Raw genomic sequence first — 14,378 nt, 5'->3', positions numbered from 1 at the left:
AACATATATAGTCCTTCGTCTATCATAAATTTATATATTTCTAATTCCTTTAAAGATTGCTTATACCCAATAGGAGCTATATGTAATTTTATTACATAATCAAAATGCAATATACCTTTCTTGTTGAACCAATTCCTATAAAATTCTCAGCATTACAATAATCAATCCAATGTTCAATTAACTCTTTATACACGCTATCTCCCACTTAACACTCTATAATAATTATTTAACTAATCAGCTATGCAGTTGTACAATTAAAGTTCCATAATTATAAGTTCCAATAATTGGAGGTGAATATATTTGAGTTTTAATATTTACACAAGACTAAATCTATTTATTTATTGTTAAATGGTATACTTGATATAAAAGAATCATTGGAGGACCAATAGTATCTGTTTCACTTGCCTATAAGAGAAAATTAATCCAATTGGATGATGTGCTTTTGGATACAGGTTACTTAGTTGAAGGCAAACAAAAATATATTTTATTTAGCTTTAATTAAGCCAAATAAAATATGGGGGTTTCAGGTGAAAAATGAAAACATATAAGTTTATTAAAGACTACAAAAACAACAATAACTATCGGTTATCATTTAACAATCTAGCTAAAAAGACCTTTGGTATTGATTTTGAAGAGTGGTATCAACAGGGCTTTTGGAATGAAAACTATATATGTTACAGCTATGTTTATAATAATGAAGTAATTTCTAATGTTTCGCTCAATACAATGGAACTGATCATTGATGGGAAAATACAGAAGGCTATCCAGATTGGAACGGTAATGACTGATCCTGAATATAGAAGACAAGGATTAGCATACCAGCTGTTAAGTAAAGTACTTGCAGATTATGACCATCTATATGATTTATATTTTTTAGCAGCTGATGCTGAGGCAGTACCTCTCTATCAAAAATGTGGTTTTACGCCCAATGATGAGAACCAATGTGTTATTGATCTAAAAGGATACCAGCTTATCGATGAACCGTTAGAAAAATGCATTGTTCCACCAAATATGATGCTAGAAATTAAAAAACAATCTCAACCTCACTCAAATATTTTATCCGCGCGAGGCGATGAGCATGTTCTGATGTTCTACTATACATTAGGTTTTAGGGACTTAGTCCATCGACCGCAGGATGATGTTTATACTATTTTTAAAATTGATGGAGATCAGCTGCACCTATATGACATACTGTCACCAAGGAAAGTAAATTTACAGGAACTTGTTGAGCTAATCACTCCGAAGAATGTGAATACAGTAGTCTGTCACTTTACACCTGATCAACCTATTAAAAATCTAAAAGTAGCAGTAGATACATCTAGCAATTGGATGATCCGGACAACCACTAACAAAGGCTTTCCGACACTCGCCCGATTTCCTAGGATATCTCAAACATAAAACGATTAAGTAGACATAACCTCATTTCGATCCGTCATGGGGAACCGTACCACAAGTAAGGTAATTCAATCTTCAACAATCGGGCGCGTTTATTTAGAAACGCGTCTTTTTTTGTATATTAAGTCATTTGATAGAATATGGTACCATTAATACGATACATCAAATAATTATAATGTTTATTCATGTAAGTGTAGTGTAAGGCTTAAAAAAAGAACTGAAATACTTGTCACAATATTATTTTTCTAGGTTTTCCTTAAAAATGGACGGTTCTTTTTTAAAATGAAATCGCTCTTTTAAAAAGCTCCCTAAATTTCTCCCTATCTTCTGATGTAAATGGTTTTGGTCCCTTTGTACGCTTTCCGCTTTTTCGAGCCATTGCACTCAAATAACGTGTTTGTAATAATTGGTCAATGTTTTCATTTGTATAGCTATACCCATTATGGTGAAGAACCGTACACCCTTTTGCTAAACCTAGCGAAGCAAGACCATAATCTTGCGTAACAATTATATCTCCTTTTTCTGCTAACTTCATAATCCGATAATCCGCAGCATCTGCTCCAGAATCAACATAAATGGTTTCCACTCCTGATGGTTGTTCCGCATTAGAAAAATGAGAAAAGCTAGTAACAAGGATAACAGGAATTTCAGCATTCGTACCTTCAGAGATAATAATATCTTTTACCGGACAAGCATCTGCATCAACATAAATTTTCATCTTTATCACTCCCATAAATAAGTTCGAGTTGATGATAATGGCAGATTTAGCTTTTGTCAAACGAAGATGCTTTACCTAAAATCATTAAAAAAACAGTTATTCTATTAAAGGGCCATTTAATGGAATAACTTACTTTAATGAAAACTGGATATTTACGTTAAAATACAGATGAGATTGTGAGGGGTTGGACTTAAACTAATGGTCAGGTTAGTTTAACAAGAAACTGTTAAAATTCTGATAAGAAATGTGATGATGATATTATTCAACTTATCCAATCGTATCATGTTCCCAAAATATTCACATCAAAAAAACAATGGGGAATACACGTGCATTCCCCCAACTAATTCGCTAAACTGTTTTACTTTACTTTTGTAATTGTAGCATAGAGCTGTTTTTCTTCGAGCAATTATTTGAAATAAATCCAGAGGAAAAGTACAAACAAGTTTTCCAGCATCTCAACCTTGCGCCGTTACTACGAACACTTAGCAAAAAGTCTCATTTTGCCCACCCGCAGAAACTGAACTTTCAAGCAATGATCTATTCTTTGCTGATCTCAAAAGTGGAGCGGATGGAATTTGTGAAAGACATTATCCGCCGTCTTCGGTGCAGTGAAGAGTTCCGCATCCAGTGCCGATTTACCGGTTCGGACGCGACACCCAGTCCAGTCTCGACCCAATTTCTCTATTTTAATACAGAGAAATTGGGCTTTTTAGTTTTGAAATTTCCTTAACGTTGTAAATCCGCATTTTCCTGACGCTATCCCTTTTAGAAAAGTTATATGAAAGTGTAAGTGGATATAAAAAGCCTCTTTAGAAATTAAAGAGACTTTTCTTTTGAAGGCATTGTATCTAAAAATCTACTTTGTTACATTCTGTAAGTATTATAAATCGGACACCTAATCTAATATTTTATTTCTTAACTCGATCTATAAGATTTTGAATTTGTTCTTTTGGAGTATTTGTACATATACCTCCGTGATAACAAATTACTGATTCAATATCAAAATCTAAATATTTCTCCAGAGAAGCAAGGGCCTTATTCATATCTAACGTTGCTTTCTGAACAGGTCCTTGTAAAGAACCATCTACACATATCATCGCATCACCGGCAACAAGAGTTTTACTTTTCTTTAAATAAAGGCTAATATGCCCAGGAGTATGTCCAGGTGTATAAATTATTTGAATCCCTCCACAATAGGGAAGTTCTTGTCCATCTTTTAAAGTCTGATCTACTTTCGATTTAGGAGGATTCGTATACAAGAATTGCATTTCCTTAGGAAGAGATGCCCATGCTTCTTTATTCATACGCTCAGGATCTGTTTTAATAAGCGGGAATATTCCCTCGATATATGGCTTATCAAGTTCATGTGCATACACATCGATTTGATTAGTAGCTGTTTGTAGTATTTCAGGAAGACTCCCTATATGATCTAAATCTTGGTGTGTTAATATGACCGCTTTTAGTTTTTCAAAAGGAACCCCCGCGTCATTCATAGCAGTACGGATTTGATCTAACTGTCCAGGCATACCAGTATCGATCAAAACAGCTGTTTCATCGTCCCACATAAGTGTAGGATGCAAAACGAAACCTTGGATTTTTAATTCAAGCATTGATACTCCATTTGAAATCTTCATGGATTAAATCCCCCTTAATAGGTGTGTTTGGATTATTATTAAATCCTACATATATTATTTATCACACCCTAAAAACATAAGTCAATAAATAAATATTTAATCATAACATAAATAAATATTTTTGTCAATAAATTCGATTGATCTTATTATTAGATTCAAACAAATAGAGAGGAGGAGTTCAAAATTGTATATAGAATATAAAAAGATATTTTAAATAAGGAGTTGTTTCTGTGGATCCTACATCAAATGTTACAGCGATTGTTTTAGATTTAGATGGCACTTTACTGAATTCACAAAAAGAGGTATCCAAAAGAAACCTACAAGCTATTCTCGAATGTTATAGAAAAGGAATAACTGTTATTTTTGCAACAGCAAGACCCCCTCGTTCAGTAAAAATTTTTCTTCCTCAGGAACTTCAAGAGATAGCAGCCATTGTATATTACAACGGCGCTTTAATTGTTGATAACACATCAGAGTATAGACAACATTATCCGATTGAATCAGCTATTACAAATGAAATTATTGAATATGTAATCGCTCATCATTCGGATGCGTGTATGTCTATTGAATCAGAAGATATGTGGTACAGTAATAGATCATTAGATTATAGTAAATCTATAACTACGATTGTAAACCCAATCGTAGTTTCTTTACATGAATTTAAAAGAATTAATGCTTCGAAATTATTAATCTCACAATATCCGTATTACGAGAATTTACACAAGCAATTTGAACATAAAGTAAATACGGTGTATACCGATTCAGGAACTTTAATTCAAATTATGGCCAAAGGGGTTTCTAAGAAACAAGCTATAATGGATCTTTGTGTTCAAAATCATATAGCAATGAACAGCATAATGGCATTCGGTGATGATTGGAACGATTTAGATCTTTTTCATGCGTGTGGTTTTCCAATCGCTATGGAAAATGCAATACGTGAACTAAAAGAAATTGCATATTTTGTTACTAAGTCTAATGATGAAGACGGTGTAGCGCAAGTATTAGAAAAGTTAATTTGTACCGCCAATAATAGTTAAAAATGTATTACTTCTGATTGTTAGGCGAAAAAAGACAGCATGTGGGCTGTCTTTTTTGAATTTATTTAAAACGGCTTAAAACGAGAAATTCCCACCACTTCCACGGCAGTAGATTTTTTAATAGAATCATTAACTTTACTCCTTTTCCAATTGGATAACGTAAAGTTGGATGCCGCGATTCTGCAATAGCTACTATTTTCTCAGCAACATCTTTCGGGTCTCCTAAAGTCTCACTCCCATTATGAATATGTTGTTCAATTTTCTTCATGTATTCCTTGTAAGGGGACTCAGATTCGGAAGTAGCTTCTGCAAGTTTTTGTCCGATTTCCCAAATGTTTGTGTTATATGATCCTGGCTCAATTAATGAAACGTCGATCCCAAACGGTTTTACTTCTAGGCGGAGAGACTCACTCCAACCTTCAAGTGCATATTTTGAAGCAACGTAAGGGGAGAGACCAGGGAAACCCATTTTCCCACTGATACTACTGATATTAATAATTTTTCCTCGTTTTTGTCTTCGCATAATCGGAAGAACAGCTTGTGTTACCGATATAGCTCCAAACACGTTAGTCTCAAATTGATTACGGTACTCTTCAATTGGAATTTCCTCCGCAAAACCACCACTTGCGTAGCCCGCATTGTTAATAAGAATATCTACCCGTCCAAGATTGTTTATAAAAGCTGTAAATTTCCCAATAGACTCTTCGGAAGTTACATCTAACGGATGAATTTTTATATTTTGTTCTATATGCAGCGATGTAGCTTTTTCAATCAACTCTGTTTGTTTTTCAACATTTCGCATCGTAGCAATTACAAGATAGCCATTTTTAGCAAATTCTAATGAAGTGAGGAGCCCAAATCCACTTGATGAACCTGTAATAATCGCGATTTTTTCTGTCATTTGTTTCTCTCTTTCTATTGAAATTAAGTTTAATTTCATCATATCGAAAGGATAAGGAGAAATTAAATAGCTTAGTAAATAGACAAATACACACGTTTATATTTTTTTTGTAAAAAGTAGATTTCAAAGGAAATCACTTTTTATGTCGGAATATGCGCTTACCAGGGAAATAATACTAAAGTGTTTTTATTCCCTAAAATAATCGAAATAGTATATAAACAAATTACTTTTTATAGGGCGTTTTTAGAATAAAAGAAAGATGAAATGACTTGTAAATAAGAAATACATATAGAAAATCCAGACTTTATAATTGATAAAATAATCATTCATGAATATAGTCCACCCATATACATTTCTGTTAATGTATGCACGATATCTCCAAGCGAGAAATCTCGTTCGTTTCGAACAATTTCCCACAAAAACATTTCATTCGCAAAGAACCAACTTCTCGCTACTAAAAAACAGTTCAAATCTTTACGTGCTAAACCGCTGTTTTGTGAATATGTAATATCTTGAACAATCCGTTCAATAAACCGTTCTCGAATAGCGCTCCATCTGTATCGAACTTCGTCAGAAGCACCGATTGCTTCTTCAACCACTTGTAATAGTTGTCTCTCCATTTCCGCCATTTGTAAAAATGCATGTACTTGCTGCTGAATCATACTACGAGCTTCTTGCTTCGTTACTGGCTGAAAGACACGTTCTGCAATTGTATAAAATTGATTCATCACATCATCCATTAATACAATAAGTAAATCATCTTTATTTTTAAAGTATACGTATGCTGTCCCGTATCCTGTTTCTGCCTTTTTGATAATCTGGGAAATTGTTGTTTTTTGAAATCCATGTTCAATAAAGACTTCACGGCCAGCAAATAATAATTTCTTTTTTGTTTCAAGTGAACGTTGTTTTCTAGCTGAGAAAACATCTTTACTCATATGTACCACACCTTTGTGTTTAAATATCAGAAAATTTAACTTTATTCTAGGTGAAACATTTATAAAATGTCAACTGACATTATGTCATTGACGTTATGTCAGTTTTGATGATATATTTTAACTAATTAGAATTGAAAGAAAATTAAATAGAAGGTGATAGAATGTATTCAAAACCATTTGAACCATCTTACGAACATGCTCGTCAATGTGACATTTATGATGAGCTTGCATCGTTTCAATATGAGTTTTATAAAAAAGAAGGAACAATTTATTTAGATGGAAACTCACTTGGGCTTTTATCAAAACGAGCTGAACAATCTTTATTAACATTGCTAGATTCATGGAAACAATTTGGCATTGATGGTTGGACAGAAGGCCAGTATCCATGGTATTTCTTATCCGAGCAATTAGGAGAATTAAGCGCTCCACTTATCGGTGCTTCACCTGAAGAAGTGATTGTAACCGGTTCCACGACAACAAATTTACATCAAGTTGTCGCTACGTTTTATGAACCAAAGGAAGGGAAAACAAAAATCCTTGCTGATGAATTAACATTCCCATCCGATATTTACGCATTGCAAAGCCAAATTCGTTTAAAAGGGCTAGATCCTGCTGAACATCTCGTTCAAGTGAGAAGCAGAGATGGAAGAATGTTAAATGAAGAAGATATCATTGCAGCAATGACAGAAGATATTGCGCTCATTGTACTTCCGGCTGTGTTATATCGAAGCGGGCAAATTTTAGATATGAAGCTTCTTACGAAAGAAGCACATAAACGTGGTATTCATATTGGCTTTGATCTTTGTCATTCCATCGGCTCTATTCCGCATCACTTTCAAGAATGGGATGTCGATTTTGCAGTTTGGTGTAATTATAAATATTTAAATGCCGGTCCAGGTGGAGTTGGTGGCCTGTACGTTAATAAAAAGCATTTCAATCGTTTACCAGGATTAGCAGGCTGGTTTAGCTCCCGAAAAGATAAACAGTTTGATATGGAGCACGAACTTACGCCAGCTGAGCATGCTGGTGCATATCAAATTGGAACACCACACGTGTTAAGTGTTGCACCGCTTATCGGTTCTTTAGAAATTTTTAAAGAAGTGGGCATAGAGCGATTACGACAGAAATCTCTTCATATTACACGCTATATGATAAACCTAATACATCATGAATTAACAGATATGGGCTTTACACTTGGTAATCCGTTAGAAGATGAAAAAAGAGGCGGACATATTTATTTAGAACATAAAGAAGCAGCACGTATTTGTAAGGCACTAAAAGCGAATGGAATTATTCCTGATTTTCGCGCACCAAATGGTATTCGTTTAGCTCCTGTCGCTTTATACAACACGTATGAAGAAGTATGGAAAGCCGTACAAATTTTGAAGAAGATTATGGTGGAAGAGCAGTATAAACAATTTGAAAATAAACGAGAGGTTGTGGCATAAGGATGAAAGAAAACAAGTGGATTGATATTTCTCAACCTCTAAACAATGATATTGCCACTTGGCCGGGCGATACGCCTTTTTCCTATGAAGTGTCATGGACAAAAGAACAAAGCGGATCTGTTAATGTTGGTAAAATTTCAATGAGTATTCACACTGGAACACATATTGATGCGCCGTTTCATTTTGATAATGATGGTAAAAAAGTAAGTGATCTTGATATTAACATCTACATCGGTCCTGCTCGAATTATTGATGTAACAGGTTATGAAAGCATCGGAGCAAAAGAATTAAAAACGCATGATTTAGAAGGGGTTAGTAGATTATTATTACGTACCTCATCAAAAACAAATCCGCACGTATTTCCTGAAACAATTCCGTATTTACGTGCTGATCTTGCACCTTATCTTCATGAAAAGGGAGTGCGCTTAATCGGTGTAGATGTCCCATCTGTTGATCCGCTTGATGATAAAGAGCTAGCAGCACATCATGAGTTATTTAAACACGGTATTCATATTTTAGAAAATGTTGTTCTAGAAAATGTACAAGACGGAGACTACGAACTTATTGCCCTGCCGCTTTCGCTAACAGATGCAGACGGTAGCCCGGTTCGTGCTGTAATAAAACCATTATAAAAATAGCCTACACTGCATAGAGAGGATGTACACATATGAAAGAAAATGAAAAAGTAATTATGGAGAAGGGGATTCATACAGATTTTCGTAATAACATGACATACGGGGAATATTTACAACTAGATAATTTACTATCTAGCCAAAAACGACTCTCTGATCATCATGACGAAATGTTATTCATCGTGATTCACCAAGCAAGTGAGCTTTGGATGAAATTAATTTTACATGAATTAGAAGCAGCTATTGAATCAATCAAAAACGAAAAGCTTGCACCTGCTTTTAAGATGCTTGCACGTGTTTCAAAAATTCAATCGCAAATTATTCAATCATGGGATATTCTTGCCACGCTCACACCAGCTGAGTATATTGAATTCCGTGATTCACTCGGTCAAGCATCCGGATTTCAATCTTATCAATATCGAATGATTGAATTTGCGCTTGGCTATAAAACACCACATGTTCTTAAAATCTATGAAAAAGATGCAGAATTGCACGCTCGTCTACATAAGGCGCTTCATACACCGAGTTTATATGACGTTGCGATTCAAACACTTGCAAAAGAAGGATTTCCAATTAACCCAAATGTGCTTCAGCGTGATATTACGCAACCATATGAAGCAGATGCAACAGTAGAAGCGGCGTGGTTAGAAGTCTACTCAGATGTAAAGAAATATTGGGACTTATATCAATTGGCTGAAAAGCTAATCGATATCGAAGATTGGCTGCAGCAGTGGCGTTTCCGTCATATGAAAACTGTAGAACGTATTATCGGACATAAAATGGGAACTGGTGGTTCTTCAGGCGTTTCTTATTTAAAACGTGTGCTGGACCAATCCTTCTTCCCAGAGCTTTGGAATATCCGGACAAAATTGTAAAAGAAAAAGTCAGTAGCTATTACCAGCTGCTGACTTTTTCTTTTACATAACTATTCCATGATATAGTAAAGACTAGTAGGAAAAAGCCTTTATTTGGAGGAACGTATATTGGATTTTTACGCATTAGAAAATATGTTCAAAAAAAAGAAAGTACATTCATTTCTAATTCATCAACGTGGTGAACTCACTACAAAATACTACAAAACAGAACAATGTGCACATAACTTATACAAAATCAATTCTATTACAAAAAGTATCGTATCTATTCTCATTGGAATCGCTATTGATAAGAGTTTTATAAACAGCATACATAGTCCCATAATAGAATGGATTCCAAATATACCAAAAGAAAAACAAGATTTGACTATATACCATTTATTAACGATGACAACAGGTGAGGAATGGAGGGAGTTTGGAAATGGTGTTGTCTTTCCAAATGATTTTGTCGAATCCAATCATTGGATAGACTATATTTTAAAGAAACCAATAATGAATCGGCCCGGAACAAAAATGAATTATAATTCAGGTTCCTCGCATCTGTTAAGCTATATTATACAAAATGCAACTAACATGACGGCGGGACAATTTGCAAAGATACATCTATTTGATCCTTTACATATTACCGACTATGAGTGGCAGCAAGATCCGCAGGGAATTTTTGTCGGCGGTTTTGGCATGAAAATGAAAACAGAAGACATGCTGAAAATCGGCCTGTTATGTCTACAAAATGGATATTGGAACGGACAGCAACTTGTATCTTCAAGCTGGATTGAGCAATCTCATCAAGAAAGATTTACAACATATGAACATATTGGGGCATACGGTTATCATTGGTGGGTATTAGATCAAAACCATTTCCACATGCCATACCATACATATTTTGCGATGGGATATGGCGGACAGTATATTATCATTGTTCCTCAATTAGAGCTAGTTGCAGTCATTAGTAGTCAAATGCCAAAGCGGGGCTTAGTGCCGCTTAAACTGTTTATAAAACATTTACAAGAAACGCACTAAATTAACTTAGTACAGAATGAATGTTTGCAAAGAATAAGTTGGGGGATGGATATGAACAATTTATTTACAATAGACTGTAGTGAAATATTACTAAGAGAGTTTAGAATTGAAGATGTTGATGCTATTTATGAACTTACTTCACAACCTGAAGTTTATGAATTTTTGCCAGATTGGCGTTCAACAGGAGAACAACGATTAAACTGGCTTACAAATTATGAGATACCATCCAATAAAGAGTTTTTGTCAGCCGTACCTAATATCGGTGGTCAAAATTATTTGAAGTTAGGAATTGTATTAAAGGAAACTGGCAAATTTATTGGTTTCTGCAATACAGGTATCAAAGAAGAGCTGAGTGAACCAAACCGAGAAATCGCTTTTGCTATTTCAAAACATTACAGAAATCGGGGATACACAACAAAAGCAGTAAAAGGATTGGTAAAATATTTGTTTGAGAATACAGATGTTGAACTACTTAATACCATTGTTCTTCCTCATAATGTAAGCTCAAATAAAGTAATTCAAAAATGTGGTTTTCGTTTTAATGAAAATATAGAGATTGAAGACCAACAATATTATCATTATATTCTTCACAAAGAGGAATAGAAAAGTACTAAATAATACTAAACCTTTTACTACAAATATTTCATATTCAACAAACGGGTGCTTTAGTTTAAGAAGGAGTACACAATAAAAATAGCCTGTATCTTTGATTACTAAGTAATCAAAGATACAGGCTTTATTTTTCGGTAATTAACTGCCCATATATATTTAAAGAAATTCTGTCCTTTTATACAAATTGCATTGTAAAATAACAAATCTACCTACAGAACTTGTACCATACTTACACACAATTGTAAAGTAATGTTTTCGTTTAAGTGTATTCTGCCAACGTTCCGCACTGCTAAGAATACGCATTTCTATAATTGTTCATTCCGCACATGAATGTTTAGAATGCAATCAAAACAACATCAGTTTACTTCTAAACTCACTCTACATAATTCTTGTTCTTCTGTTGCGGTATTTTGTCTTTTCTTATCTCGGTGTTTCTTTAAAAATAATGTTTAAAAATGTTTCTGTTTTTGTTTCAAACTCTACATCAACAAATACTCCAAATTCTTTTCCGTTCTTCTCTCGCAACCACAACTTAAATTTTTCAACGGATACATTTGTCGTTTTCGGTTTTCTTCCTATGTGGAGGTAATCAATAATGTCAGCTTGTGGGTATTTTTCTTTCGTCATTTGCACTGCAATCTTTCCCCATTTTGCGTATGGAGGCTGCGCATGAACGATTGAGAACGGTCTGTTTATAAATAAAGCTACTGTAGCAAGTCCGATACATATAATTAAACGAGTATATAAAAGTTTCATATTAAGCTCCTTTATCCCGCTACTTTTGGGCAGTAAGACCTCCACCTCAAGATGCAGAGAAAGCGAAGAAAATAGGTAGAGGATAACTGCCCGTAAGAGCACAATTGGTTCAACTAACCATCAGTAGGGTATAAACCCCCCCACTGATGGAAGTTTCATTTTATAGCATTTTCTATAGTGTTTACACTTAAGCAAATTCATATGAATTTGCCTTTTTTTGTCTTCCTTACATAAAACCGCATCATTTACAAAAAATAACCTTGAAATCATCGTCATATTCAAGGAGGTTGAACTATGCATCGTAAAGCTTTCTTCAAAGTACTGCTTTTACTCGTTACATTGGCGGCTGCTTTGTTAGTAAGTAGTGTTCATGAAAAGGAGGTAGGGGCTTTTTCTAATCAAGTCATTCAAAAAGGGGCCTCTGGAGAAGATGTAACCGAACTACAATCAAGGCTCAAATATATTGGATTTTACAATGGAAAAGTAGATGGTGTCTTTGGATGGGGTACATATTGGGCACTTCGGAATTTTCAAGAAAAGTTTGGATTACCGGTTGACGGACTTGCAGGTCCAGCTACAAAACAAAAACTCGTTAAAGCTACAAAATACGAAAAACAACCAAATAACACAGCAAATAAGCAAAATAACAAACCAGCGCCAAATAAAGGTACAAATGTTCCAAATGGATATTCGCAAAACGACATTAAAATATTGGCAAATGCTGTATACGGAGAATCTCGCGGTGAACCTTATATCGGACAAGTTGCCGTAGCAGCTGTTATTTTAAATCGCGTCAGCAGCCCGTCTTTTCCAAATACAGTGGCAGGTGTGATTTATGAGCCGCGTGCCTTTACCGCTGTTGCGGATGGACAAATCAATTTAACACCAAATGAAACAGCAAAAAAAGCTGTACTTGATGCGATTAACGGATGGGATCCATCTGACGGCGCGATTTATTATTTTAATCCAGATACAGCAACAAGCAAATGGATTTGGAGTCGTCCGCAAATCAAAAAAATTGGAAGACACATTTTTTGTAACTAGTTAGGAGGTGGATGAGATATGTTGAGAGGTTTCATTATCGTTTTATTAACAATTGGAGTTGTAGGTACAGGATATTGGGGATATAAAGAGCACCAAGAGAAAAATGCCGTATTAATTCACGCTGAAAATAACTACCAGCGCGCTTTCCATGATTTAGCATATCAAGTTGATTTATTACACGATAAAATCGGGACAACATTAGCAATGAATTCACGAACATCATTATCACCTGCATTAGCCGACGTGTGGCGCATCACATCTCAGGCACATTCTGATATTGGCCAATTACCACTTACATTGCTCCCGTTTAATAAAACAGAAGAATTTTTATCAAATATCGGAGACTTTAGCTACCGTACAGCTATACGCGATTTAGATAAAGAACCATTAAATGACCAAGAATATAATACACTCCAGCAGCTATACAATAATGCTGCAAATATTCAAGATGAACTGCGCAAAGTACAGCATCTGGCCCTGAAAAATAACTTACGTTGGATGGATGTTGAACTAGCTCTTGCTTCTAATAATAATCCAGCCGATAACACAATTATTGATGGATTTAAAACAGTAGAAAAAAACAGTCAATCTTACTCAGAAAGCCATTTTGGGCCAACGTTTACAAGTTTGGAAAAAGAAAAAAAAGGCGAGACGCACATATCTGGTCCGAAAATTTCGGAAGACCAAGCAATAAATATTGCAAAATCTTTCCTTAGCTTAAAGGGAGATGAAAAGATTTCTGTTGAAAAAAGTAGCAAGGGAGCAAAACAAAAATTTTATAGCATTACTGTGAAAGATCCAAAGACAAATAGTGAAACGAATATGGACATTACTGAACAAGGTGGCTATCCAATTTGGGTCATGAGCAATCGGGAAATTAAAGAACAAAAAATGAGCTTAAATGAAGCAGGAGAAAAGGGACTTTCCTTTTTAAAACAAAATAAATTCAAAAATATGGAGTTATATGAAAGTTCACAATACGATTCTGTCGGCGTTTTCACATTCGTAACGAATCGGGACAACGTACGTATATATCCAGAGTCCATTCAAATGAAAATCGCACTCGATGACGGTTCGATTGTCGGCTTTTCGGCAAAAGACTATTTAGCTTCTCGTAAAGATATAAAAATTCCAAAACCAACACTATCGGCTTCGGATGCACGAAAGAAAATCAATCCGAATTTAAAAGTTATGGAAGAGCGTGAAGCAGTTATTGTAAATGACTTGCATAAAGAAGTACTATGTTATGAATTTTTAGGAACACTTGGCAAAGACACATATCAAATCTTTATTAATGCCAATAATGGCATGGAAGAAAAGGTGAAAAAACTACAAAGTGTAGAACAAGTTTATGATTAATGAATAGGAGTG

Annotated in this window: 14 protein-coding genes; 9 read left to right on the top strand and 5 right to left on the bottom strand. The window is 34.8% G+C overall.

The annotated features are described in order from the left end of the window. Positions 1–534: 534 nt before the first annotated feature. Positions 535–1,398 (top strand): GNAT family N-acetyltransferase, encoded by an 864-nt coding sequence (locus tag LRP84_RS19840; RefSeq protein WP_230576658.1) that lies wholly within the window; start codon positions 535–537, stop codon positions 1,396–1,398. A gap of 274 nt (positions 1,399–1,672) precedes the next feature. Here LRP84_RS19840 and LRP84_RS19835 read toward each other — a convergent pair whose 3' ends face one another. Continuing rightward, positions 1,673–2,113 carry a YaiI/YqxD family protein gene (locus LRP84_RS19835; RefSeq protein WP_230576657.1) on the bottom strand — a complete coding sequence of 147 codons (441 nt, stop codon included), beginning with the start codon at positions 2,111–2,113 and terminating at the stop codon, positions 1,673–1,675. A 908-nt stretch (positions 2,114–3,021) separates the two neighbouring features. Beyond that, the gene (locus tag LRP84_RS19830; RefSeq protein WP_230576656.1) at positions 3,022–3,747 is read right to left on the bottom strand and encodes an MBL fold metallo-hydrolase; all 726 of its coding nucleotides are present in this window, start codon (positions 3,745–3,747) and stop codon (positions 3,022–3,024) included. 230 nt (positions 3,748–3,977) lie between these two features. On the opposite strand from LRP84_RS19830, the gene LRP84_RS19825 reads away from it, so the two are divergent. Further along, a complete protein-coding gene (locus LRP84_RS19825) occupies positions 3,978–4,784 on the top strand; it encodes a Cof-type HAD-IIB family hydrolase (protein ID WP_230576655.1) in 807 nt (268 codons plus the stop codon). Between the two features lie 61 nt (positions 4,785–4,845). Here the strand turns inward: LRP84_RS19825 and LRP84_RS19820 are convergent, their stop codons facing one another. Together LRP84_RS19820 and LRP84_RS19815 are read right to left on the bottom strand one after the other, a co-directional pair. After that, on the bottom strand, positions 4,846–5,685 hold the full coding sequence (locus LRP84_RS19820; protein ID WP_230576654.1) for an oxidoreductase: 840 nt from the start codon (positions 5,683–5,685) through the stop codon (positions 4,846–4,848). Between the two features lie 326 nt (positions 5,686–6,011). Then, positions 6,012–6,623 carry a TetR/AcrR family transcriptional regulator gene (locus tag LRP84_RS19815; protein WP_230576653.1) on the bottom strand — a complete coding sequence of 204 codons (612 nt, stop codon included), beginning with the start codon at positions 6,621–6,623 and terminating at the stop codon, positions 6,012–6,014. A 161-nt stretch (positions 6,624–6,784) separates the two neighbouring features. Here LRP84_RS19815 and kynU point away from each other — a divergent pair, with 161 nt between their 5' ends. The 5 genes from kynU (at position 6,785) to LRP84_RS19790 (ending at position 11,198) form a co-directional block, all read left to right on the top strand. After that, entirely contained in the window at positions 6,785–8,071 is a 1,287-nt protein-coding gene (kynU, locus tag LRP84_RS19810; RefSeq protein WP_230576652.1) for a kynureninase, read from the top strand. A 2-nt stretch (positions 8,072–8,073) separates the two neighbouring features. Continuing rightward, on the top strand, positions 8,074–8,703 hold the full coding sequence (kynB, locus tag LRP84_RS19805) for an arylformamidase (protein ID WP_230576651.1): 630 nt from the start codon (positions 8,074–8,076) through the stop codon (positions 8,701–8,703). A 35-nt stretch (positions 8,704–8,738) separates the two neighbouring features. Then, positions 8,739–9,578, top strand: coding sequence for a tryptophan 2,3-dioxygenase (gene kynA / locus LRP84_RS19800; RefSeq protein WP_230576650.1), 840 nt, complete (start codon positions 8,739–8,741; stop codon positions 9,576–9,578). A gap of 108 nt (positions 9,579–9,686) precedes the next feature. Next, positions 9,687–10,595: a serine hydrolase domain-containing protein gene (locus LRP84_RS19795; RefSeq protein ID WP_230576649.1), complete on the top strand. Its 909-nt coding sequence runs from the start codon at positions 9,687–9,689 to the stop codon at positions 10,593–10,595. Positions 10,596–10,646: 51 nt separating this feature from the next. After that, complete coding sequence (locus LRP84_RS19790) at positions 10,647–11,198, top strand: GNAT family N-acetyltransferase (RefSeq protein ID WP_230576648.1); 552 nt, start codon at positions 10,647–10,649, stop codon at positions 11,196–11,198. Between the two features lie 429 nt (positions 11,199–11,627). Here LRP84_RS19790 and LRP84_RS19785 read toward each other — a convergent pair whose 3' ends face one another. Then, the gene (locus tag LRP84_RS19785) at positions 11,628–11,963 is read right to left on the bottom strand and encodes a YqzG/YhdC family protein (RefSeq protein ID WP_230576647.1); all 336 of its coding nucleotides are present in this window, start codon (positions 11,961–11,963) and stop codon (positions 11,628–11,630) included. Between the two features lie 294 nt (positions 11,964–12,257). Here LRP84_RS19785 and sleB point away from each other — a divergent pair, with 294 nt between their 5' ends. Together sleB and ypeB are read left to right on the top strand one after the other, a co-directional pair. Continuing rightward, positions 12,258–13,007, top strand: coding sequence for a spore cortex-lytic enzyme (gene sleB, locus LRP84_RS19780; RefSeq protein WP_230576646.1), 750 nt, complete (start codon positions 12,258–12,260; stop codon positions 13,005–13,007). An 18-nt stretch (positions 13,008–13,025) separates the two neighbouring features. After that, entirely contained in the window at positions 13,026–14,366 is a 1,341-nt protein-coding gene (gene ypeB, locus LRP84_RS19775; RefSeq protein ID WP_230576645.1) for a germination protein YpeB, read from the top strand. The last annotated feature ends 12 nt before the right edge of the window (positions 14,367–14,378 follow it).

Origin of the sequence: Bacillus rhizoplanae, assembly GCF_917563915.1 — a bacterium.
GTDB classification, from domain to species: Bacteria; Bacillota; Bacilli; order Bacillales; family Bacillaceae_G; genus Bacillus_A; species Bacillus_A rhizoplanae.
The sequence above is the reverse complement of the archived record's forward strand: the minus strand, read 5'-3'. Positions and strand labels throughout refer to the sequence as shown.